Source organism: Planctopirus sp. SH287 (assembly GCF_056500625.1).
In genome coordinates this window covers 3279499-3303691 of record NZ_CM151403.1, presented here as the reverse complement: position 1 = coordinate 3303691, position 24193 = coordinate 3279499, and the positions used below count along the sequence as shown (strand labels likewise).

The 24193-nt window shown below is 53.8% G+C and carries 14 protein-coding genes; 3 read left to right on the top strand and 11 right to left on the bottom strand.

What is annotated here, in order from left to right; translation table 11 throughout:
* The first annotated feature begins 191 nt into the window (after positions 1–191).
* Positions 192–2027: a DEAD/DEAH box helicase gene (locus tag SH287x_RS12245; protein WP_479514597.1), complete on the top strand. Its 1836-nt coding sequence runs from the start codon at positions 192–194 to the stop codon at positions 2025–2027.
* A 646-nt stretch (positions 2028–2673) separates the two neighbouring features.
* On the opposite strand, the gene SH287x_RS12240 is transcribed toward SH287x_RS12245, so the two are convergent.
* The 7 genes from SH287x_RS12240 to gap all read right to left on the bottom strand — a co-directional run bounded on the left by SH287x_RS12240 (position 2674) and on the right by gap (position 11464).
* On the bottom strand, positions 2674–3330 hold the full coding sequence (locus tag SH287x_RS12240; RefSeq protein WP_479514596.1) for a hypothetical protein: 657 nt from the start codon (positions 3328–3330) through the stop codon (positions 2674–2676).
* Positions 3331–3585: 255 nt separating this feature from the next.
* Entirely contained in the window at positions 3586–4374 is a 789-nt protein-coding gene (locus SH287x_RS12235) for an ROK family protein (protein ID WP_479518704.1), read from the bottom strand.
* A 142-nt stretch (positions 4375–4516) separates the two neighbouring features.
* The gene (locus tag SH287x_RS12230) at positions 4517–7366 is read right to left on the bottom strand and encodes a c-type cytochrome domain-containing protein (RefSeq protein ID WP_479514595.1); all 2850 of its coding nucleotides are present in this window, start codon (positions 7364–7366) and stop codon (positions 4517–4519) included.
* Positions 7367–7667: 301 nt separating this feature from the next.
* A complete protein-coding gene (gene accD / locus SH287x_RS12225) occupies positions 7668–8519 on the bottom strand; it encodes an acetyl-CoA carboxylase, carboxyltransferase subunit beta (protein ID WP_479514594.1) in 852 nt (283 codons plus the stop codon).
* Positions 8520–8778: 259 nt separating this feature from the next.
* A complete protein-coding gene (locus SH287x_RS12220; protein ID WP_479514593.1) occupies positions 8779–9597 on the bottom strand; it encodes a histidine phosphatase family protein in 819 nt (272 codons plus the stop codon).
* 5 nt (positions 9598–9602) lie between these two features.
* Positions 9603–10253 (bottom strand): ribulose-phosphate 3-epimerase, encoded by a 651-nt coding sequence (gene rpe, locus SH287x_RS12215; RefSeq protein ID WP_479514592.1) that lies wholly within the window; start codon positions 10251–10253, stop codon positions 9603–9605.
* A 188-nt stretch (positions 10254–10441) separates the two neighbouring features.
* Positions 10442–11464, bottom strand: a complete 1023-nt coding sequence (gap, locus tag SH287x_RS12210; protein ID WP_479514591.1) for a type I glyceraldehyde-3-phosphate dehydrogenase — start codon at positions 11462–11464, stop codon at positions 10442–10444.
* A 306-nt stretch (positions 11465–11770) separates the two neighbouring features.
* Between gap and SH287x_RS12205 the strand changes: the two genes are divergently transcribed.
* Positions 11771–12352, top strand: a complete 582-nt coding sequence (locus tag SH287x_RS12205) for an HD domain-containing protein (RefSeq protein ID WP_479514590.1) — start codon at positions 11771–11773, stop codon at positions 12350–12352.
* A gap of 121 nt (positions 12353–12473) precedes the next feature.
* On the opposite strand, the gene SH287x_RS12200 is transcribed toward SH287x_RS12205, so the two are convergent.
* From SH287x_RS12200 to SH287x_RS12190, 3 genes are all read right to left on the bottom strand, one after another.
* A complete protein-coding gene (locus SH287x_RS12200) occupies positions 12474–13739 on the bottom strand; it encodes a hypothetical protein (protein ID WP_479514589.1) in 1266 nt (421 codons plus the stop codon).
* A gap of 68 nt (positions 13740–13807) precedes the next feature.
* Positions 13808–14878 carry a hypothetical protein gene (locus SH287x_RS12195; protein ID WP_479514588.1) on the bottom strand — a complete coding sequence of 357 codons (1071 nt, stop codon included), beginning with the start codon at positions 14876–14878 and terminating at the stop codon, positions 13808–13810.
* A 345-nt stretch (positions 14879–15223) separates the two neighbouring features.
* Complete coding sequence (locus tag SH287x_RS12190; RefSeq protein ID WP_479514587.1) at positions 15224–15982, bottom strand: DUF3299 domain-containing protein; 759 nt, start codon at positions 15980–15982, stop codon at positions 15224–15226.
* A gap of 1377 nt (positions 15983–17359) precedes the next feature.
* Between SH287x_RS12190 and SH287x_RS12185 the strand changes: the two genes are divergently transcribed.
* Positions 17360–22018: a type II secretion system protein GspD gene (locus SH287x_RS12185; protein WP_479514586.1), complete on the top strand. Its 4659-nt coding sequence runs from the start codon at positions 17360–17362 to the stop codon at positions 22016–22018.
* A gap of 453 nt (positions 22019–22471) precedes the next feature.
* Here the strand turns inward: SH287x_RS12185 and SH287x_RS12180 are convergent, their stop codons facing one another.
* On the bottom strand, positions 22472–24028 hold the full coding sequence (locus tag SH287x_RS12180) for a hypothetical protein (RefSeq protein WP_479514585.1): 1557 nt from the start codon (positions 24026–24028) through the stop codon (positions 22472–22474).
* Positions 24029–24193 lie beyond the last annotated feature (165 nt).

The window sequence follows — 24193 nt, the reverse complement described above, 5'->3', positions numbered from 1 at the left end:
CTTTTCATCACCTCGACTGGGTTGCTTTGCTTTCGGAATGTGCCGTGTTTCGGCGCACGGAAATCGCTGAAGCGGAGAGCCAAACGAGTCTCACTTTTGAAGTGGTTCGTCGGGTTTGCCGGCCAGGCGATCACTGCCAGGAGTTACCGCACCCGTTTCTTGCCCGCTTTTTCCACTGAAAATCGAGAATAATGACTCAGTTGCCCGCCGAAGTTGAAACCACCACGACCTTTGCCGATCTGAACATCAGCGAGCACATCCTCGCTGCGGTCACAGCCTCAGGCTATGTCAATCCCACGCCCATTCAGGCCCGGACGATTCCCCTTCTCATTGAGGGACGCGATGTCCTAGGGATGGCACAGACCGGGACAGGCAAAACGGCCGCTTTTGCGATTCCGATGCTCCAGTCGATCGACTTGAGTCTCTCGTCGACTCAGGTTTTGATTCTGGCACCCACACGTGAGTTGGCCATGCAAGTGGCCGAAGCGTTTGAAAAGTATGCGGCCAACCTCCGTGGTCTGCGGGTGGCTGCCATTTATGGTGGCCAGGATTATCAACTTCAATTCCGCCAACTGAATCGTGGTGCCCATGTGGTGGTCGGGACTCCCGGCCGCGTTATGGATCACATTCGCCGTGGCTCGCTGAAGCTTGATGGTCTTAAGGGACTTGTGCTGGACGAAGCCGACGAAATGCTTCGGATGGGCTTCGCTGAAGACGTGGAATGGATTCTTGAGCAGACTCCCACAACCCGGCAGATTGCTCTCTTCAGTGCGACCATGCCCGATTCGATTCGTCGGATCGCTCAAAAGCATTTGAAGAACCCCGCCGAAATCACCATTAAGCAGCGTACGGCAACCGCCGAAACAATTCGTCAGCGATTTGTCGTTGTCCCTCCTTATCAGAAGGAATCGGTGCTGGCTCGGATTCTGGAAACAGAACCCATCGATGCCGTCATCATTTTTGTCAAAACCAAAAGCACAACGGTTCCGCTGGCTGAGTATCTCGCCACCAAGGGCTACCGTACGGCTGCTCTCTCGAGCGACGTGGCACAGGCTCAGCGTGAAAGAATTGTCGAACACCTGAAGGCTGGCAAACTGGACGTGGTCATTGCGACTGACGTGGCGGCTCGTGGTCTGGATGTGCAGCGCATCACTCACGTGATCAACTTCGATCTCCCTTCAGACAGCGAAAGCTATGTTCACCGAATTGGCCGCACGGGCCGTGCGGGCCGGCAAGGGGACACGATCCTCTTCCTGCATCCTCGCGAGCGATTCCAACTTCGCCGTATTGAGCAGGTGACTCGCCAGCCAATTGAAGCCATGCAGGTTCCACCAGCTGCTCAGGTCAATGAAAAGCGAATTGAACGCTTTAAATCCCGGATCAAGAATGCCCTTGATCATCGCGATATTGAAGTCTATTCCGCAATTCTTGAAGAACTGCGTAAAGAAACGGAAACACCGGTTGAACAGATCGCTGCGGCTCTTGCAGTTCTGGCGGTAGGCGATGCCCCATTGCTGGAAAAAGATGACATTCGCGATTTCAACACCGGCGACAGCCGAAGCCGGGATAACGGCCCCGCAAGAGGCAATCCCCGAATGGCTCGTGGGCAGGATGTTGAGCGAAACATGCGGCCCCGTGGTCGTGAAATGGGTCGAGAAATGGGCCGTGAAGAACGTGGCCCCCGGTCGGAAGGACGTCCTTTCCGACCCATGGAAACCTTCCGGATTCAGGTAGGCCAGGTTCATCAGGTCAAGCCTGCTAACATCGTTGGTGCCATTGCTAATGAGACGGGCCTCGATAGTTCGTGCATCGGCAAGATCGAAATTTACGACAACTACAGCACCGTGGATCTTCTGGCCGGGATGCCAGAAGATGTCTTCCACTCCCTCAAAGCGGTGGAAGTCCTGGGCCAACAGTTGAACATCTCTCGTGCTTCCGATCATCCCTTTAGTGATGATGCGGGCCGCAAGGGAAAAACCCGCCAGGATTCCAAGCGAACACTGAAGCCTAACTCACAGCGTTCGTAAAACAGCGTTCGTAAAAACGGTGTTCGCCATATGATCAACAGGCCCGGTACAGGATTCTTGTACCGGGCCTGTTCGTTAAATCATGTTCGGTGGGTAGCCCAGGTTGCTTTGCAACCGGGGCCGGCGAAGCCGGTGAGAGGTCGCAGTTTGAGTTAACCCAGCGATACCGTACCCGTCAAAGAAGGGACGTTCTGCCTCGAGGAAGACAGAAGTGGTGAAATGAATCATTTCTTTCCGAGACAGGAAAGTGTCACGAAATGGCAACAGAACTGGTTATCGATCATGCTTCGCGAGCCAGGCAGAACCCCTTCGTTTCATTAACGCCTTCTGGAGACAACCTCCTACGGCTCTGCCGCCCAGGTTGCAAAGCAACCTGGGCCACCCACGTAAAAACGGCGTTCCAAATGTCATCAACAAGCCCGGTACAGGATTCTTGTACCGGGCCTGTTCGTTAAATCATGTTCGGTGGGGTTCATAAGCACTGCCACTTGAAACAGCGCTCTGTGTGCTATGCTTGCGGCTTTGAGAGCAAGCATGCCCTGTGAAACGAGCGAAGAGCGGCGTCAAATGAACATCCGGCATACTCACTCAGAGCCGTGAGCATGGCACGAAGCACTTTCCATCACAAGGTGTTAAGGTCTCTCTATCACTGTGTCGTGACAGCGGTTGTGGCGCTATTGGTGGGAGCAGCCGCAAGACGAAATGTGGTTTTGCCGCTTCGGGATCGAATCACCAGCAGTTCGTCGGTGGATTCAAGCACATCATAAAGATGTTGTGCTCCCCATGACTTGCTGAGCGTCTTTGTCGTCGCAAGCGGGCGGCCACCCGCCATTTTCATTTCCAGACGATTCTCAAGCATTGTCCAGGTGAAGTCGAATTCCAGCTTGGGGCCGTAAAGAAGTGCTCCTACGGTGTCGAGTTCGAGAATCATCACTCCCGTGAAATCGTCACGGAATGTCATGGTGCGTTTTCCATGAAAATGATCGTTCCACGATCCCAGAACCCGTTGGGAATAATCGATCACGGGCGGTTCCTCCGCAGTCGGGAGCGGGGTTGGTCGAGAAGCTGCCACTAATTCGATGTGAGAATCAGAGGCGGGTTCAGGGGCAGGCTCCGGTGAGGAAGATTCGGCCTCTTGAGTGTCAGAAGTACCGGTTGACACGATCTCAGCAACCTGTTGATGGGGCGGAGTTTCCGTGTTGTCGCCAATCGCGATCCCGCATCCGGAAAACAGGCTACCAGCAAATAACCCCAACCCGGCCAAGCTCAGAAAATCATGGCAATTTGATGGATTCCAACTCACGACCGTCTCTCCACACGCCATTCATCGCCCGTCGAATGAGCCTGATCTCTGCTCGCCTCTCGACGCGATGGGGTGTTATTGAACGAACAATCTCAACGACCGCCAGTGTGCCGAAAATTGATTTTTGTGTTAAGAGGAGCCTCCCTCAAGGGGAAAGAATTCACAAAACTCAAATTTAAGCATTCTCGCCTTAATCCCTATCCACCTCCTCTGAAGTCGTTGTGACCCTTTGAACCCCTCGCAAGCACCGCCAGGCTATGAGGGTGTCACGCCCGGATTGGCTTCAAACAGCGAATCACCAATCACGCAATGTGCTCCTTCGGCCTGGGGAGCACGTACCAATGAAGTACCGCGGACACTCGTCCAAAGGGCCAGTCCGCCCAGCAAACCTAAAATGTTCTGCACAATCACAACATCCGCTGGTAGTTGTGACGGATCAAGAATCCGGGCGTTTCCTCCCCCCAGATAGAGCCGGTTGAAATTGAATGTGGCACGCAGCAAATCAATCGCCTCACTGAGATCCGCCCGCCAGACATCAAGGCCATTCTGATCGAGCGCCACCTGACCGAGTCGTTGTTCGTAAGTCGCGTTCTCTTTGAAAGGATGGTGCGGCAACTCCAGATTCGGAACAAGAATGCCATCAATAAACAGTGCAGAACCCATTCCCGTTCCCAGCGTCAGTACCAACTCAACCCCTTGTCCGTGAATGGCACCAAATCCCTGAACGTCGGCATCGTTGGCGACACGAACCGGAACCCGAAGCTGCTTTTCCAGTTCCCCTTCAAGAAAGAACCCTTTCCATTTTGGGGAAAGATTGGGGGCAGTCTGAGTGACCCCTTTTTGAACCACCCCGGGAAATCCCACCGCCACACGATCAAAGTGCCCCAACCGGCCTGCCAGTTGACTGATCACGTTCAGCACGGCTTCAGGGACTGCTGGCGATGGAGTCGGTAGCGATTCACGCGGGCGGACGATTTCTCCGGTCAGCCCCAAAACCAGAGCTTTGATATGGGAACCTCCGATATCAACCGCCAGCGTCAACAGGTCATGGGGACGACCTGCTGTTGTGGAACCAACTGAGGAACCACCTGTCGCATTTGTGTGAGGAATAGCAGGGGTCGAATTCACACAAACCTCTCGTAAGAAATAAGTCACCCCGATGATCGGGGCGTTGTCTGAAGCTGATTCATTTCGATGGGGCCGGAGCCTGCTCGAAAGGATCGTTGGGTGGAGCCGATGCCGATGGCAGGAGATTCAATGTGACAGCAGGAGAGACCTGAAAGCCGGCATTCAACGAGACAGCCGTCACTTGTCGCTGGTTAGGAACCACCCATGGCCTGGCTGTCAAAAAAATCTGCCGTTCGGTCTCTCCTTTGCGGATCAAAACTCCAGATAAACCAATGTTGTCAACAATGACTCCAAAAGGAAGTCCCTCAAGATCGAACTTGATATCTTCATGAAAATCTTGCCGGTCAACAACAATTCTGGCCGTACAGGTGGTGCCTGCGATCAAATCAATTCCCCTCCCGGCTGTTGCTTTTTCTGCCTTCGAGTTGGCGTCATCCGGCAGAAGTTTGACCGTATATTTCGCAGGTGCTCCCAGGTTGAGCTTTTTGAACCCTTCGACAACTCTCACTTCGCCCTTCGCAAGCGCTTGAATGTGAATCGCCTGGAGTTGCTCTGATGTGATCGCGGTGGCTTCACTGGTTGTCCAGATCGATCCCGTGCCATCAAGTGACGACTCATCAATGACAATCGGGGAGGTGACATGCCAACCTGCCGGCAAGCCACTCACCGTGACTTCCACGGGGCCGGAAAATTGATCGATCCGATCAACTGTGAATGTCACTTTCTGCCCGCTGTTCAACGGGACTGTTCTTTCGGGAGTGCCGAGTTTCACCCGAAAATCAGGTTTCCAGGGACGCGATAACAGTTCGTAATCATATCCTTCTCCACCAAAGCCACGCGTGTCGGCCACTCGCACCAGGTAGGTTCCTGTTTCCGGTGCAATGAATGTCAAACGACTGTCCGTTCCCAGCTCCCGTTCGGCGTCATCATCATTTGAGAAATACAGTGGAAAAGTGGGGAGGCCATTATCTGCAACCTGAGCATCCAATGGCCAGGCTTCAACGATGTAAACCGGATCATCCTTTTGATGGGCCACTGCCGTTGTGTCGAATAACGTTTGCCGCTTGCCCATTGAGGTTGCCAGCAGCAGGCCGGAATCTGGCCCACGTGGCATTCGCACAATTTTCGTTATCTCTCCGTTCATATATAAATACTGGCCAAGATCCATCTCTTCCCAGAATTCGACACGCACGTCTGGCGAAGAAGAATCAATCGGGCGAAAGTTGATCCAGGAGTCACGCACCGCTTGCAGCCAACCCCTTTGAACGGGAACTCCTTCGTGGCTTAACACCTCAATTTTTGTGTCTGCCTTCGAGTTCAATCTTGCGGCTTTCGTTTCCAGAACGATCGCCGTCCCCTTTTCGAGATCGATGGCATACAGATCCATGTCATTGGCGAGACTCAGGCTCCCTTTGATGACTTGTCCCGAGAGAATTTTCTGAGCCATGGCCGGCAGATGATTGGGTTCTGTTTCTGCAATTGGCGTCGCTTCGAGCACTTGGAGAGGGATCGTTTTCGTGTCAGGCGGAATTTCAGCCATCTGGGGATGTTGTCGCGTTGGCTGAATAAGCTCTGCCTTCAAAGGGATCGTCTCTAACGAGCCATCCATTCGTCCCACAAATAACCGGGAATCATCGGCCGAGATCGCAATGGCCGGCACCCAGTCAGGCTGATGGTCAAACACTGCAACCTGTGAATAGCTCTCAGTCTCCCAAACTTTCAGGCGACGATCTTCAGACGACGTCACCAGTAATCGCCCTGATGGCGAATAGGCCAGCTTGAGAATCGGCCCCTGATGAGCAAACCTCGCATACAGCAAGGGGTTGGTTCCTTCCTGAGCGGTGTCACTCAGTTCCCACACGCGCAGTCGCAGATCACCGCCAGCAGCGGCGATGTGCCGCCCGGCGGGGTGAATCGCGACGGTGAATTGCTCTTTCGCGGGTTGAGCGAAAGTATCCAGTCGCTGTCCTCGCTCCAGATCCCATAGCTTGATCGTTCGGTCACCACTGGCGCTCAATCCCAGCGGGCGCGTCGGATGGATCGCCACACTGAAGACCGCGTCATTGTGGCCAGCCAGTGATTTTGATGACTGATTGGAAAGATCCCAGTACCTTAAGTCGCGATCGTAGCTACCGGTCAGGGCGAAGGTTCCTTCGGCATTCAGCTGGCAGCTATAGATCACATCCTTGTGTCCATCGAGCGTCGCAACCACTGCCCAGGTCGTTGTGTCATAGATCGTGACTTGCCCGGAAAGTCCTGTTTCTCCTGAGGCTATCGCGAAACGATTTCCGCGGGCATTAAAGCCGGCATCAGCAATGACACCACCGCCAACAGGGAGTGAGCGAAGAATCCGGTTGGTCGCCACCTCGCGAATGTCGACCTGACTCGGGGTCGCCACCGCCAGATGCTGGCCGTCAGGGTGCAGGGAGAGAGCGACAACCGGTTGGCGAATTTTCCCCTGAACCGCAATTTTGGGCGTTTGAGGAACAAGGCTGACAGGCTTTTGGGACGAAGCAACCGCGCCAGCGGCAATCCAGCTTTCCAGCAGTTTCAATTCTTGTGGACTTAAACCCGGCGCATCATCGGGGGGCATTTTGGGAGCCGCAATTCCAGCCGACATCGTGTAGAGCAGGCTTTTATTGGAATGCCCCGGTACGACAGCCAGGCCCGACTTACCACCTTTCATCAGGCTCTGGTAGTCGGTCAGGACGAGACCATTTTCGACAACATCGTCCGCTCCGTGGCAGGCATTGCAATACTTACGCAGGAGCGGTGCAATCTCCGTTGAGAAGTCAGGAGCAGCGCAAGCTGAGGGAAGAGGGGACAGGAACGAGACCAGCCCCACCAGAGTGAAGCATGCCGTCATGAAAGGACATGGCCACCCGCAGATTCCAGCGTGACGAAGCATCGCCTCTCCTCTTCACCTGTCGGAAAAGCTCGTGAAAACGGCTCTCGATAAAACACGGGCGATGTCTGTGGTACTCGCCATCACATCAGATGATGCCGATGCAACGAGAGGGATGCAAGGTACGCCGCTTGTCAGTCAGACGCATTCCCCTCTGGAATATCGCGTTGTGTGCCATGCTTGCGGCATTTGTGCGATGCTTGCGGCGGCTTTGAGGCAAGCACGCCAAAGAGCCTGCGTGAGAGTTCTATGCCTGTCAGGAGAGTCTTTTAGGAAAGCCTGTCAGGAGAGAGTCGTCGCGACACTACTTGGTGCAGTAGTCAATAATCCGAACCAGCTCTTGCTTGAGATTCGGACGCGAGACGATGCGATCCACGAAACCATGCTTCTTGAGGAACTCACTGGTCTGGAAACCCTCAGGGAGTTCAATATTCACGGTATTTTTCACCACGCGCGGGCCAGCAAAACCGACCAGTGCATTTGGCTCGGCAATCGTGATGTCGCCCAGCGATGCGAAACTGGCGGCTACACCACCCATTGTGGGATTCGTCAGCACCGAAATGAAAAGCCCACCTGCTTCATGATAACGGGCCAGAGCGGCTGAGACTTTGCCCATCTGCATCAGGGATACAATCCCCTCGTGCATTCGGGCACCACCGCCGGAACCACTGACAATCACCAGAGGCAGGCTCAAGGCTGTCGCCTGTTCAACAGCTCTGGTCAGCTTTTCGCCAACGACTGAACCCATTGATCCCATGATAAAGGCCGAGTCCGTCGTCGCAAACACCAGTGGTCGACCACGCATGTAGCCACGACCAGCCGTGCAGGCGTCGCGCATGCCGGTCTTCTTCTGCTCGGACTTCAGACGTTCATGATAAGGTTTGGAATCCACGAACCCCAACACATCCTTGGGAGCCAGTTCGGCGTACCATTCCTCAAAGCTGTCTTCATCAAGCAACTGATTGATGCGTTCCGCCGTCGGAACATAGAAATGATGGTCGCATTCCGGGCAGAGATAAAAATTCTTCTCCACCTGCTTGCGGAAAACCGTGGCTTTACAGGACTCGCACTGGATCCATAGGCCATCAGGAACACCGCGTTTTGGACGCATTTGGCCATTGGAAGAAATTGCATCCAAAGGTGCCCCAGTGCTCATTTGATGTTCCTGCAAACCTGAAAGTCAGTCGTGGAAAGATGTTATCCGATGTTCAACGATCGCGAATTTCAACGAATTGGGCAGACCGCCTGTTCGTCAATGCTACCCTGTTTCAATGATTTTTCCGAGAGTAACGCGAACGCCCTCTAAGGAAAACAATTCAGTCAATGTTGTGTCAAATGACCGGCCCCTGGCTTTTCTAAATCCCGGCTTTTCTGCTGTAGCCGGAGTTTATTGGCTGTTGATCTTCTGGAGAAGCTCAGGAGTGATGTGAATCCAGACCGGATGTTGTTAACGACTTGTGTGAGGAAATTCCGTTTCCTGACCAGCTTCCAAACATCGACCAGCCACGCCCCGATTTAGGAGTTGGCATGGAAGCCGGAAGGCTTAATAATTCACAATGGCAATGATTCGCCATGGAATTGCTTTTCTCAGTTGGTGGGGGAGCACTGTTCATGTCGGCCTGCGCCTGTGCTGGCGACGAGGCGGCCCCCATCGGTGATTCCGTGGCTGTTGATCGTGTCACCACAGGCTCATCAAGAGGCCGCGATTCCAGAACCATGCTACCGACAGGATGAAGAACTTCGCGGAGGTACCGTACCAGCGGATCACCGGCCACCACAATCAGACCCATGTAACGACGCAGGGGCTTGCGAAGCACCGCAGCCACCCGTTCGCGAACATCCTCGGCCTCTTCGCCTTCAGGGGGAGAATCGACATCAAGAATGGTGGCTCGTGAACAGAAACGGCGGCCATATTTCCTCTCGATTTCTGACTTCTGAAGTCCTTCCCACAGCCCCAGCGATTGATTGGCAAGCTGGGTGGAAGTGATCAGCGGCAGTCCGAGAGCTTCGGCCAATAGCTCGGCGGTTTCCCGGGCTGGCCCAGAATCTGCCGCGTAAATCGCACCAACACCCAATTCCCGGAGAGCAAGGTGACTCAGGAGGGGAACCGTTCGACGAACCTGTTCAATTCCCGCTGGCGACAAAGGGACATCCAGGCCCCCGAGAACGCGAGAATTTGAACATAACTCCGTTGCTCCTGGTTGAACCAGAACAACGTGTGTGCAGCGAGACATATGCCTCAAGACTCCAATGGGGTAGACGCCAGCTGTTCCAGTTGCCTCATGGCAACGGCGTAATCGCTGGCATCAAAAATCGCACTTCCTGCAACAAACAGGCGTGCTCCTGCGGCCGCCGCCGCAGCAATGGTCGTGGTGCCGATTCCTCCATCGATGGAAAGTCTCACCGAAGGAGCAATGAGTTCACGAATTCTACGCACTTTGTCCAGCACCTCGGGCATAAATTTCTGCCCACCGAAGCCGGGTTGTACGCTCATCACAAGGACAAGATCACATAAATCGAGCCAGGGTTCAATCTCTGACACGGGAGTGTGCGGATTAATGGCCAGGCCCGCATGCGCCCCGAGAGAGCGGATCTTCTTCAGCAGTTCTGCCGGTTCGGGAACAGCCTCAATATGCACTGTAACGGAATCGCAACCAGCCGAGATGTATTCGTCAACATACTTGGCAGGATTGGCAATCATCAGATGTGCGTCGAAAAACAGCTCCGTTCGTTTTCTCGCACTGGCAATCACCATCGCGCCATAAGACAGGTTGGGAACAAAATTCCCATCCATGACATCCCAGTGCAGCACTTTGGCCTTAGCAGCTTCAAGACGTCGAATCTCTTCGCTGAGATCCGCAAAATCGACTTTTAGTATCGACGGTGCCATCGTCGATATCTGACTGCCAAAGCTGTTGTCAAGACGCCAGGGATTCGGACGCATATCGTGCCAGAAACAGGGAAGAGATAGCAAAACACCGTCTGACAGTCGACAATATTGATTGTCAGACGGTGCGTCTTCAGTCGTCAGGCAACATCACAATTCATGTTGCCTGATTCATCCAGTGAAACCAGTTCTTAGAGCTTGGCAACCTTGGCAATCAGGTCAGCAGTTCGGTTGGAATAACCGTACTCGTTATCGTACCAGCTCAGAATCTTGATCATCCGCTTCTGGAGAACCATTGTCCAGGGGGCGTCGAAAATCGAGCTGTGAGCATTACCGATCACATCGCTGGAAACGATGGGGTCAGTGTTGTACTGCAGGATCCCCTTGAGCGGGCCGTCAGCAGCCGCCTTGATGGCAGCGTTGACTTCATCAACGGTCACGTCCTTGCTCAGTTCAACGACAAGGTCGGTGATGCTGCCGCAAGGAACGGGAACGCGGAGAGAAATGCCTGTCAGTTTGCCATTGAGTTCTGGCAACACTTCGCCCACGGCCTTCGCAGCACCTGTCGAAGTGGGGATGATGTTGACAGCCGCAGCACGTGAACGATGGAGGTTGTCGTGCAGCTGATCAGCCAGGCGCTGATCGTTGGTGTAAGCGTGACAGGTCGTCATCAGACCTTTCACAATCCCGAAGCTTTCATGCAGAACCTTGGCCACTGGAGCCAGGCAGTTCGTGGTGCAGCTCGCGTTCGAGATGCACTTGTGTTCTGCAGTCAGCTGATCATCGTTGACACCCACCACAACGGTCAGGTCAGGCGTATCCTTGGCAGGAGCCGAAAGAATGACCTTGCGGGCGCCGGCTTCCAGATGGCTGTCGTAACCAGGCTTTCCATCTTTCGCACGAGCGGTAAAGAAACCGGTCGATTCGAGAGCGATTTCCACGCCCATGGCCTTCCAGGGAAGCTGGCGGGGATCGCGCTCAGCGACAACCTTGACCTTCTTGCCGTTGACGACGATTGAATCGCCATCAACTTCAACTGTTCCAGGGAAACGACCGTGAACGCTGTCGTATTTCAACAGCATGGCGAGCGACTCAGGCTTGCCCAGATCGTTGATGGCGACAATCTCGAACTCTTCCGGGCGAGCTGCCATTGCGCGAAACGCCACGCGGCCAATACGTCCAAAACCGTTAATGCCAACCTTCACCGGGGCCACAAGCACACTCCTCAATTGAAGTACTCCTCTGCCGGGCTGCTCTACCAAGAGTTGCCTCGACTGGAGGGAAGTCCATTGCGAGCGCGCAGTATACGGCGGTCTGTGCCGGTCAACAAGGAGGAGTTATTACACATCAGTGGATGCAGATTCGTTTCGCTCCCCGGCCGCTGCCCGATGGTTTGTACACGTTGCCGATTCTCCGATTGAAAAATATCTTCCCACGATAGAATCATTCTGAAATGAGAGTCGTCAGTCATTGATTGTCCCCCCACCCCAGCCTTTTTCTTCCTCACAGGATTCAGCGATATGGCCAAGATGCCTGAGTTAGCCCACAGCGATTCCCCCCAGGTTGTTCAGGAATTGATTAACCTCTTTGCCGTCCGTGGGGGATCCAACTATGGGAAAGAAGCGGTCACTCAGCAGGAACACGCGCTCCAGGCCGCTCATTTTGCGAAAGAGTTAAAATCGCCAGAGCATGTCGTTGTGGCCGCTTTGCTCCATGACGTCGGGCATCTGATGCATGATCTTCCGGAAGATGCCCCTGATCACGGGGTCGACGACCTCCATGAGATGGTTGCATTTCAATGGATGTCATCACGGTTCACACCGTCTGTCACACAACCTGCCTGTCTGCATGTGCAGGCCAAGCGGTATCTGGCGTTTGCCGAACCGGGCTACTTTGAGCAATTAAGTGCACCATCGGTTCAAAGTCTGGCCATCCAGGGAGGCCCCATGAATGCCGAAGAGGCTGCGGAATTCAAGAATCATCCGCACTTTGAAGATGCCATTCTCCTCCGACGTTGCGACGAAGCCGCCAAAGTCCCTGCGCTTCAGGTCGCTGGCCTGGAAGAGTATTTACCGATGATCCAGAAATACCTGCTCAATTAACGAGCTGGTGCCGTGTCACGGCTTTGTCTTAGGGTTGACGTCGCCGCAACGTCCTTCGTTGTCGGACTTAACAACCTGTTGAACCCTACTTTTAAGCTTTGGCAATGCAATAGTCGTTTCATTATTTAACCAGCAGGAATCGCTTGGCGTCACGCAGCAGGTTGGGGTCGGTTGACTCCACCTGCTTGAGCCATGCTTCCGCTTGCTGGCCGCGCTCCTGCACCACGGCCAGTTCTTCAGAAGTGAGTCCTGTTTCCGCAGCCGGCTTTGACTTCAATTCCTGAGCATCTTTAGCACAGTAGATCATGAAGCGGACAATGGCCCGTTTGATCGACGGAATGCCAAAATCGGGATCGTCAAATTTCTTCGCCAGCAGCGGGACAATCTCCCAATCCTTCCAGCGGGCAAGATCTGCAATCACAAGATCCGCCAATTCAGGGCGATCCAGCAGAATCTCCATCGATTTACGAAGCCGTTGCTGGGGAATAACGCCATTTCCATATTGCCACATGAAGCGAAGTGCCTGCATCGCGGCGTAAGTTTCGCTGAAAGGGGCGTTGAGATCGGCGAGTTTCTGCTTTTCCAGAACGTCCAGTCCCTGTTCTTTCGCCAGCAGTAAATAACCTCCCATGACACCGTCAATTCCCAGACGAAAATCCGTGTTGGCTTCGGTGATTTTCTGCTCCATCAAAGCCCGGTCATCATCGTTCCCTGACAACCCGAGCATGAGGCCGTAAAGCCCAAGCCGACTTGCGGAAACTTTGGGATCAACCAGCCACTTTCGCAGTTTTTCACGAGGCATGACAGAAGCCAAAGGCGTGATCTGATCATAAGGGGCGTTGGCAAACTCTGAATAAGCGTCGTCAGAGACAGGCGTCTCGGAGCTCTCGAGATAGTTCATGAAATAAGGCAACCGCTCACCGGAAGGACGATCCGGCTTCGGAGCGTTCTGCAAATAATCAATCAACGAGCGGCTTGCTGCCACAGGAGGTTGCCAGTCCAGATCATTCCCCGCGGGATTTCCGAACAGCAGATACAATTCCGTTTTATTGCCGGGGCGATAGCGAGGCAATGTGATCAGATCATTGGCCGAAAACTGTTCTTTGTCCTGCTTAATGACTTTCTGGATTCGGTAAGTTGTCGAGCCGACATCTGTTCCCTGGGCATCCTTCGCTGATTCCCAGTGGACTTCCAGCAAGGCCGAAGCATCTGTCACCTGTTCAGACAACGTCCTGCTGGGAGCGGAGCAGAATGGACAAGCCATCGCAAAAGGCATCACAAAGGAGAGCGCCACGCTGAGCAGGCAAAATCCCGAATAGAGACGTGTTTTTAACGAGAGTTTGTGTGCTGTTGAAGCGGTGCGGTGAGGGGGGAAAGTTGTCGGCATGTTGGCTCTGCACTGGCGGGATAATTCGGGCCAAAATCACAAAATTTATCGATGGAAACGATGCACGCTTAACGGTCAGAAATCACCGCGTCACGGATCCAGTAAAGGCCGAAGATTTCGCCCTCAGCTGAAGCCTTTTCGATAACAAATGTCCCCGTCACATCAAACGGACGATTGGGGATATAGTGAGTTGTTTTTCCAGCAGCCATTTTAATCCCGATCAGGTCATAAACCTTGGGATTACGGCCAAAACAACAGATCTGATTATCACGGGCGAGCACAAACTCCGTGATGCCGGTGGCTTCAAACGTGGGATACATAAAACCGCGAATGCGAACTTTCTGACCGTTGAGTTGTTTGAGCCAGTCGGGCATCAACTCCACACACTGATCGGTGACGGGTTCCATGTTCAAAACTTTGAGCAGATCAAGGTCATCATACGACACTCGCAATGCCTGCTCTTTCCCTTCGACAGAAAACTGCTTTTTGGGAATCAGCAGTTTTGTCTCTCGTAACATCACTTTAGCAGGTTCGCTGGCATTCTCTGGAGCGATCGCGCTGGTGGTTTCGCCCGTTGTAGCGCCTCCCTGTTGATCAATTTTCCCCATCGCAGAGTCAACCACTTGGCCGGGAACATCTCCCGGGACAGCAGTCACAAGATCACTGCGAAGGCTGCTGGCTTTGGTTTCCGGGCGGACGGGAGAGGGCATCGCTGTACCCTCTGAAACGACGGGACGTTCGCTGCTTACCGTCCCGTTTTCTGAACGGGATGCCGCCATGTCTGCACGAGATTGTGAACCCTGGGGACTCTCAACAGTGGTCTGGCCACCTGTTGCCCCGCCACCAGATGCCTGACTGGAGGCTGCCTCTTTTGTCTGAACTGACGACGCTCCCGTGAGATCTGCGGGAAGTTCAGGCGAGTTCAACGCCGCCTGATTCGAGGCGATATCGGTTTCAGTGGGCGTCAGAGGAGCAGCCGCAGGAGCTGTCGGAGCCGTCTCGCTCTCACCGTACGTTTTGTAATCACCATAATCGGATGAAAAACAACCGCTGAGTAAGCCAAGAGTTGCGGCCAGACAGAACGCTCTCCACGACAGGATCATCGGAGCGTTTTTATCAGCAATTCTGCGAGGGGGCATTTGCTCAGCCCCAAGATCTTTCGAGCAACACTCTTTTGAGCAACACAATGGACTGTGCGACTTTGAACAAAACGTCATGGCAACAAGTCTCCCCAGCGATTCTTTGTCTCTCCACCTTAGAGAGTTCGCCGGAATCCGAACAGCACGATTGACCCTCTTCACCAAAGAATCTTCGACATGCAATTGGTTTGCGAGTCTGGGAATTGGTGCATTCTCTGAAGCTCCAGACCCTCTGAATCTCTGGTGCCGTGCCACGGCTTTGTCTTAGGGTTGATGCCGCTGCAACGTCCTCCGCTGTCGGACTTAACAACAGAAGTGCCCCGAGTATTATACTTCGACTATGCCTTAGTATGCTGTGCGGGCAGGACTGTAAAAACGTTCGGCATTCAACTGATAAACCGGCGATTGACCATCGGCTTCGGCTCCATTCGCCAGTGTGAAAGTCCCTGCCACGGCTTTTAAGCCTGCCGAAAAGTTGACTCCCTCACCTTTGGGCAATGTGACCAGAATCATATCTGTCGGCTTGGGCTGGCCACCGAAACAGCAGTCGCCACTGTCTTTACAGAGCAGAAATGACGTGATTCCTGTCATCTGCTTGGTGGGATACATATATCCCTTCACAAAGATCGGCTTCCCCTGAAGTTCCTGAACCTGAGCTGGTAACTCGATTTTGCCTTCCACCGTTTTCATTCCATGACGACTGATATCCGACGCAAAACTGACGCGTTGATAGCCTTCAGGAACTTCAGTGAGATAGGCGTATCCATGCATCGAACCCGCTGAGATGATAATCACCCCCGCGGTGTAAAAAATGGCCCGAGCCGCTTTTCCCCCAGTATAAGCACCTGCGGATAGCCGGATTTTACGAATCGCCAAAGCTGCAATGATCATTCCCAGAATCGGCAGCACCAGCAGCCATTCATTGAGAAAAGCCGACAGCCCCAGAATCACCAATCCCGCAGCAATCGAAACCGAAACAGGGACGGGCTGATAGGTGAATTCCTCATCGGAATACCCACCATGCTCTGGTGTCAGCGCAGCAAACCGACCGGGAATACGGCTTGTCGAAACCTCATCCAGCGAATGAGCAGTGGCAGAACTCATATTGAAACTCGCTTGCAACGTCGGGCAATGCCCACAAGTGATCATGTCAGAAGTGAAAACCAACGGACTTTGAATAAAACTGAAAATTGATCGATATCGAAACTGATGCCGTGTCACGGCTTCGTTTTCGGGTTGATGTCGCCGCAACGTCCTCCGTTGTCGGACTTAACAACAGAAGAGACCTGAATTTTATACTTTGATTATGCACTAAGCCTTGTTGCAATCAGGTGTCGTTTGAACCAGACACCTCCCAAACGCAGCAAAGAGTCTGCTGACTGACTCAAGGCTGGCAGCAAACCCCCAAGGTGCGCGACTTCGTCTGCACTGTGTTTTTTGTTTCCAGTCTTCTTTTGTTTTCAGCAATCTCTATTGTCGGGTCTCCTGCGCCATGGGCAAGTGTTTCCTGAGAGGATTCATAAACAACCCGGAAACCACTTCCAAAACCACCGAAAACTTTACTTTCCCGGTTCATCGAGCTTCAATTCGTCGAAACATGTTCCTGTGTAATGATTTGTGTTAATTGTTCACGGTGTCCACCGCCGTTTGATCACGATTTTTCACGTTGTTCCGTGACGGGCGAGGGATCTCACACTTTTTAGACCCGCCGAAGTCAGCCAGATTAGACCCGTCGGAGCCAGCCAGAGACAATAAAAGCCGTTTCACATCAATACGCATAACCTGTTGATGCCAAAAGAAATACAGGCAATGGTCACAAACCTTTCACATCACGCAACTTCCCATTCCGCCTTCTCATGTCAAGATACGCCGGCTGGCACAGTTCGTTTGATGCTTCGCAGGTGAAGAATTGCAAAAAGCGAAGAGTTTCTGACCACACTGAAAAGTTGACTTCGCCTCTAATTATTATGCAGTAACGATTTGCAAGGAAAACGCAGAGGAAAGGAGGTGTGCTTTTTGCAAACCTCCCAGAGTCACCAATCTTAAGATTCGACGGATCTTCTCATTGATAACAGGTCAAGAGCCAGCCTGTTTGGCAAGAAATGCCGAAACTCTCGCAAAGACTACGTGTTACGAGAATTTTTCTGGCTTTCTGAACCCGACTCCGTATTGACCAATCCTTCAGGTTTGAAATACCAATGTGATGTATACGGAGGAGAGCGTTCTCGGGGATGAAGTGATTATTCAATTTCTTCTCTCTGATGACCGTTCGCCACCAGGCATTTTCCACTCACATCGTTCAAGAATGTCAAATCGATCGCAGGACTTTCACAGCCCTGAGATCGGCCCAGACAGCGGTCAAACCGGTGGCAAGGCAACACCAGACTGACCGTTCCCTGAATGCCAGCCAACTATCACATCACTCGCGTACGCTCGACAGGAAGTCTAGTGCATCACGCATGCCTTATGGAGGAGGCTACCTTGGGTAGGGTCATTGGTTTGATCGCGTGCAGCAGTTTGGTCGCCGCTGCACTCTGGCTGACAAATCTTGCGACCGCAACAAGGACTCTGTCCGCGGGGAATGCTCCCCAGGCAGAACAGAAGGCGATTGCCGCTCGCGACGCATTCAAGCGCGGCAAAGAGCTTTATCTGCGTGGCCGGTATGACGAAGCCATTCCGCTGCTGTTGACCAGCAGCGTGAATAACACCGAACTCAACCTGGCCGAACGCCAGGTTGCCGCCGAGTACCTGTCTCGGGCACGGCAGCGAACTTCAGGTTCGCCGGTTGCCCAAACGGGGATCCGTGCTCAATCACCTGATCATGGGGTGCTCCCCACAGGGGTTGAGGAGGCTGCCAAGACTCGCGTTGAACGCCTGATGACCCAGGCCAAAACGGCGGCCCAGCACGGTCGCATGTCTGATGCAACCACCCTGGCAACTCAAGCCTTTCAGATTTCTCGCGAAGCACGCCTGAAATTTTCCAAGGGAGAAACGTCTCCCGGCGAATTTCTGGCCATGCTGCAGGATGCTCCCGCAGGGGGCGCACAGAATATGGCCTGGGCTGAACCTGCCCAGCCGGCAACGGCCAAAAACGAGATTCAACTGGTCGCTGGCGAGACGCCAGAATGGGCCACACTGGCAGCCACCACTGAAGAGAACAGTAACGCTGTGAAAGGCTTGACCGCTGGCGGTTCGCCAAAAGCTCAAGCGGAAGCTCTGGTGGAATCCGCACGAAACGACATGAAAGCGGGCCATTACGACAGTGCTCGCAAGAAGGCACTGACAGCCCTGGATATGAAGGTCAGTTATGACCTGTTTGATGATCGCCCTGAATTGGTGATCGCTGATCTGGATCGCAAACAGGGAACAACGACTGTAGCCGGGGCTGCGACCAAGCCAGCGGCTGTTCAGTCGGATGCCCCCGGCAACAATGATGCCAGCCGTCAGCTTGCTGCCAATCTGGTTCAGGAAGCACGTACAGCCATGGATGCCGGGCAGGTCGAAGTGGCCCGCAACAAGGCCATGGAAGCTCAGAAGCTGGGCGCATCCTATAAGCTATTCGATGACCGCCCAGAACTGGTTTTGAGCGATATCGATGCTCGCCGTCAGTCGGCTGCCAAGATTGCTCAGGCTTCGGCCTCAGACGCCCGCATGGCAGAAGCAGCCCCCAACGCTGCCAAAGGACAAGTTGAGCAACTGCTCAAAGATGCACGTGCTGCACTGTCAGGTGGGCTGATTGAAGATGCCCGTCGCAAGGCCATGGATGCTGAAAAAATCGCCCAGGCGAACAAAGTCACCTATCAGTTGTTTGATGACCGTCCGGAAATTGTGATTGCTGACGCCGCCCGTATGGCTACCCGCGGCAATCCTTCTCCATCGACAGCCGTAGCGTCAACCGACCCTGCTGCCATCAAGGCTCGTAGTGAAGCAGATGAACTCTTGAAGCAGGCTCGGGCCGCTTTGGTCTCACGACAGTTCGATAAAGCCCGCTCTTTGGCTGCTAAAGCTGATCAGATGAATGTGGCTTATGAAGTCTTTGCTGACACACCGGATGCCGTTCTGGCTGATGTGGAAGCGGAACACTCGCTGTTTGTGGCTAATAGCTCCAAGGTTCAGCCAGCCGGAGCCATGGAGGCTTCAGGTGAGTCTGCCGATCGCAAGGTGGATTTTGCCAACAACGATGCGTTTGCAGCAGCTCCTGCAGCGATTGCTGCCCAGGGACTTTCGGCGATCGATCTTTACAACCGTGGGATGTTTGAACTCAATCGTGGCAATCGTGAAGCTGCCTTCGAGGCATTCAGTCAGGCCTATGAATCAGGTCAGAAGCTGGATCGCTTCCGTGCTCAGCGATTGCGAGACTACATGCGGGAACTCGCCCCTAAGGGAGGCCGCGATGTCCAGATGGTTAATCATCAGACCGATGGCGGGCCGGTTGCCGCTGGTGGTGTGATCGATGAGGCGGCTCGCGAAAAATCGCTCAAGTTTGACCGTCTCAGGACGGAAACGCTGAGCACAATTTTCAAGGCCGAGCAACTGCGTGAGAAGGATCCGGAAGCCGCTCTCCAGATGATCGACCGTCAGTTAGCGACCGTGGAAAACACTGATCTTTCCCCTGAATCGATGGCTCAATTGCAGTCATCACTGGGCAAGACACGGGTTTCTCTGACCAATGAGATTCTCGAGCGTAAGCCAAATCTCGAACAGAAGCGGCATAACGAAGAAGTTCTGGCCAAGATCAAAGGTTCCACAGAAACCAAGATCCGCATCGAACAGGAATATGCCAAACTGGTTGAAGAATTCAACGAACTCTTCAAGCAGAAGCGATTTGCTGAAGCGGAAGTCGTGGCCAAGAAAGCCAAAGAACTGAATCCTTCTGAGCCAACTTCAGAAACGCTGATTTACAAGTCACGCCTGGCTCGCCGGGTGGACTCCAATGAGCAGCTGAAGGAACGCAAGGAAAGCACGCTCTGGAACACACTCAACGACGTGGAAAACGGCCTGGTGTTCGGTGTTGGTGATGCTACGCCAATCGAATATCCCAAAAACTGGGCGGAACTCACCGATCGCCGCAGGAAGTATGGCACCGATAACCGCAAGCGAAGTGAAGCTGAACTCAAGATTCAGGACAGCCTGAACCGCACGATTTCGCTGCATGAAGATGGCGTTCCTCTGGCGGAAGTCATCCGCAAGATTGCCGCGATGAGCGACATCAACATCGTCATCGATCCACGCGGCGTGGATGAAGAAGGGGCTAGCACAGATTCTCTGGTGTCGATCGATATCGATGGCATCGCCATGAAGAGTGTTCTGAATCTTGTTCTTGAGCGATTCAACCTGGCCTATATGATTCAGGACGATGTGCTGAAGATCACCAGCCGCTTGCGTCAGCAGGGGCAGATGATCACTGTCAACTATCCCGTCGCTGACCTGGTGGTACCAATTCCAAACTTTGCCGGCGGCGGTGGAATGGGAGCCACGGGCAGCACGAATCGCCCAGGCAACATTGATGCCAGCGGCAGCATGATGAGCGTTCCCGCTGGCATGGGTGGCATGGGCGGACAAGCCATGGCACAAGTGGGGCCAAACGTCGCTGGTGGCATGAACCCCGGTGGTTCCAGCTCACGGACTCGTCCCGCACAACAACCAGCCGACTATGACACGCTGATCGAGCTGATCACCCGGACAATTGCTCCCGATTCCTGGGAACAGGTTGCTGGCTCAGCCTCAATTCAACGATTTGAAACAACCCTCTCGCTGGTGATTCGTCAGACTCAGGCTGTCCATGAAGAGATCACTGATCTGCTCAAGCAGCTCCGACGTCTCCAGGATCTTCAGGTCACAGTGGAAGTTCGCTTCGTCACAGTGACAGACAGCTTCTACGAGCGAATTGGTGTCGACTTTGACTTCAACGTGCAATCGTCAGTCGGTGGCCCGGATACTGATAACCAGGGGCTTCCACTGCCACCTTTCGGTTCGGTTCAATTGCCAACTCAAGGGGCCAGCACCACCACACAGGGAACTGCGGGAACCACGGGAACGACCGGAACCACGGGAACAGCAGGCACTGCTGGCCAGCAGGCACAGCAAGGGCAACAAACTGCCGGTCTCTTCGGCACTCAACCAACTCGTAACACGATCCAGCGCAGTAGCTATCAGAAGGGTGGGACAATCGTTGGTCTGGGAAGCCAGAACAGCTTCACTCAAGACCTTGATATCCCATTCCGACAGGGTTCGTTCGATCTTGGGGTGCCTGACTTCGGTGGATTTGACCCGACGTCTGGTATCACCACAGGTTTGGCGATCCTCAGTGACATCGAAGCGTTCTTCTTCATCCAGGCTGCCCAGGGCGATAGCCGCAGCAACCTGATGTTCGCTCCGAAATTGACACTGTTCAACGGGCAGACAGCCACCGTTCGTGATTCGGTCGATCGTTACTTTGTCACCGGATACGACACAACGGTTGGTGTGGGGGCCGCAATCCAGACTCCACGAGTGCAAACCTTCTCGGAAGGTGTGTTCCTCCAGGTGTCGGCTGTGATCTCTTCGGATCGTCGTTATGTCCGCCTCACCCTGATCCCTCAGTTCACCAGCATCACCGACGTCCAGACATTCTCGACAGCGTCGGGCGTGACTGGTAACCAGCAGCAAGGTGGCGGGAATCAGTTTGGTGGCGGCCAAAACAACAATAACAACAACAATAACAATAATAACAACAACAATAACACCGGTTTCGGTGGTATCGGTGGTTTCGGCGGTGCTGCACAGATTGCAAATCAGTCCTCGCGAGTCAGCATGGGACAGGTCAACAATCAGAACGGCAACAACCAGAACGGCAACAACCAGAACGGACAAGTTCAGCAACCGGTTCAGGTTCTGCAATTGCCAGTTCAGGAAGTTGTTGAAGTGCTCACCACCGTCAGTGTTCCCGATGGCGGGACTGTTCTCCTCGGTGGCGTGAAGCGTCTCCGTGAAGGTCGAAACATGGCTGGTGTCCCCATCCTGAACAAGATTCCTTACATCAGCCGTCTCTTCAAGAACTCGGGTGTCGGACGTGAAACCGAGAGCCTCATGCTCATGGTGACACCACGAATCGTCATCCAGGAAGAAGAAGAGGAACTGTTGGGTGTTGATCTCGACTGATCTTCAGCACCACAAATGACAAGTTCACGACACGTTTTGCGGGTAAGCCAGTGCACTCCGATCGCACTGGCTCACTCGACTGAAACCAAAATTCTCTGCCTGACGAGGATCCGTCGCAAATCCTCGCCCGCCGCAGTCACTGGCCAGTGACTGCGGCGTTTTCTATTCAATGACGAGCATCTTTCACCGTGGGAAGGGGCAAGTCCCTGACCCAGCCCGATGGGGTGATGATTTCACAAAGTGCAAGAACGGGCCGCCACAAGGCCGCGTCTGCAAGAACCGCGGAGCAAACGCGTAAGTCGACCGAGAGAAACCGGATCGTGAACCACGAGCCTAGGGCAACCACGAGCTTAGGGCGAACCGGCAACTCACCCCCAAATCCAGATCCATCAAGGCCGTACCGCATATTCTGGCGGCGTGCGTGGAAGGTGATCTAACTTTCCTGGTGCATTGTCAAAGTCTAAAAATACGGGGGTCTTCTGTTGTTAAGTCCGACAACGGAGGACATTGCGGCGACATCAACCCCAAGACAAAGCCGTGAAACGGCACGACGCATGAAACCCCAAGATAAAACCATGACACGGCACTCGGGATCTCTGTGATTCTGCCCCGGAATCGAAATCGGCCCTGTCGCAAAACGGCTTGATCGCACCAAAGGGACGGCACACGTCTCCCATCTTCGAGCGACTTGCGTGTTGAAATCACCACAGGCCGCTTCGAACGTCCGCTGATTCTGAACACTCCCATCATTCCCCGCGACCGTCTCGTGAGCACTCCGCGAGAATATCTATCGCCATCTCGTAGGGTGCCATGAATCGCAGCGAAATGCACCAATTCTCGGCATGAAAACTCTCTATGTTGACCAATGAAATCAACGCCATGTAAATAAATATTTTGTCGCGAATCTGCCTCACTCGCGACGGCTGAAACACTCCCCAAGAGCATCAGAAACAGTAGGGTGTCATGAAGCGCAGCGCAATGCACCAATTGTGGCATATTGAAGCGTTTGCGGCATCTTAGAGAGAACGTAGATCCGCATACATTAAAAGAATCAGCTAAATACGGCTTCGCGTTAACGATACCCCGATTAATAGCATCAATCTCATGGAACGAAACCGCCTCTTGCGCGACGGCTGGAACATTCCCGAAGAGTGCCAGAAAAGGTAGGGTGCCATGAAGCGCAGCGAAATGCACCAATTCTCGGCTTGGGAGGGTTATATATCTATCAATAGAATATAACTCAGCAAAACCCGCGTCTTGCAGCCACACCGCCTCTTGCGCGACGGCTGAAACACTCCCGAAAAGCATCAGCAGGAATAGCAGGCACCCAATTCCCAGCCAGCGCATGACATCCGCGCCGGACGTCTGGCTTGTACCCCACCGTTCGGGAGGAATTTCCGCAAAAATCTCCCGCAGCTTCTGCTGTTCTTCCGCCGCCGACATCTTGGGAGGCCGCACTTCGACCGGGGAACACTGCGTCAGGGGTTGAGCGGTTTCCGCCAAAGAAACCAGCGCGTCCTCCCGTTCCTCCCGATGTCCCAACCCATTCTCCTCTCGCCCGCCAGCATCCAATTCCAACCCCGCTCCGGCTGCCGCAGGCACAAACCCGCTGTGCGGGAGGCAGGCGCTGTGCGGGCGGTAGATGCGCAACCAATCTTGATAGGTGTCAATCACCGCCTCTTTGCGACCAAACCGGTGCTCCAACGTTTGCCACGACCGTTCCGAGATCCGGCTAAATTCAGAAATGGTCGGATACTGGTTCAAGCGGTTTGCCACGACGTGAAACTCCGCCAGCAGTTCGTCGTCGGTATACAGCACCGGCATGCGGGCCTTGCGGGAAAGCCCTGCTGCCAGGCGAAGATTGGTCCACGATCCCCACCGGTCATGGACTTTGAAGGGAGAAATCCCTGTTTTCTTGCGAAACTCCCGCAGCGTGATCTCCGCACCATTCGCTTCTTGAATCAGATGACGCAACTCTTCAAGAATCTCTTCCGCCGTATGTTCCACCATCCACCCCCTGTCTCAGAGAATTCGAGCGGCCAGAAGAACACCAACGTCCTCAACAACCACCCTCTCTTTAACTGGGAATGTTGCGCGCCAGAAATCCCCCACACAGGAAAAATGATCTGACACGAATCGTCCCATCCCAACGAGCCGGAAGCGTCAGCGACGGAC

What these genes read in the sequence shown, in the direction of transcription:
- SH287x_RS12245 (WP_479514597.1), top strand. Translation starts at nt 192, where the DNA reads ATGACTCAGTTGCCCGCCGAAGTTGAAACCACCACGACCTTTGCCGAT.
- SH287x_RS12230 (WP_479514595.1), bottom strand. Translation starts at nt 7,366, where the DNA reads ATGCTTCGTCACGCTGGAATCTGCGGGTGGCCATGTCCTTTCATGACG.
- accD (WP_479514594.1), bottom strand. Translation starts at nt 8,519, where the DNA reads ATGAGCACTGGGGCACCTTTGGATGCAATTTCTTCCAATGGCCAAATG.
- SH287x_RS12220 (WP_479514593.1), bottom strand. Translation starts at nt 9,597, where the DNA reads ATGTCTCGCTGCACACACGTTGTTCTGGTTCAACCAGGAGCAACGGAG.
- rpe (WP_479514592.1), bottom strand. Translation starts at nt 10,253, where the DNA reads ATGGCACCGTCGATACTAAAAGTCGATTTTGCGGATCTCAGCGAAGAG.
- SH287x_RS12205 (WP_479514590.1), top strand. Translation starts at nt 11,771, where the DNA reads ATGGCCAAGATGCCTGAGTTAGCCCACAGCGATTCCCCCCAGGTTGTT.
- SH287x_RS12200 (WP_479514589.1), bottom strand. Translation starts at nt 13,739, where the DNA reads ATGCCGACAACTTTCCCCCCTCACCGCACCGCTTCAACAGCACACAAA.
- SH287x_RS12195 (WP_479514588.1), bottom strand. Translation starts at nt 14,878, where the DNA reads ATGCCCCCTCGCAGAATTGCTGATAAAAACGCTCCGATGATCCTGTCG.
- SH287x_RS12190 (WP_479514587.1), bottom strand. Translation starts at nt 15,982, where the DNA reads ATGAGTTCTGCCACTGCTCATTCGCTGGATGAGGTTTCGACAAGCCGT.
- SH287x_RS12180 (WP_479514585.1), bottom strand. Translation starts at nt 24,028, where the DNA reads ATGGTGGAACATACGGCGGAAGAGATTCTTGAAGAGTTGCGTCATCTG.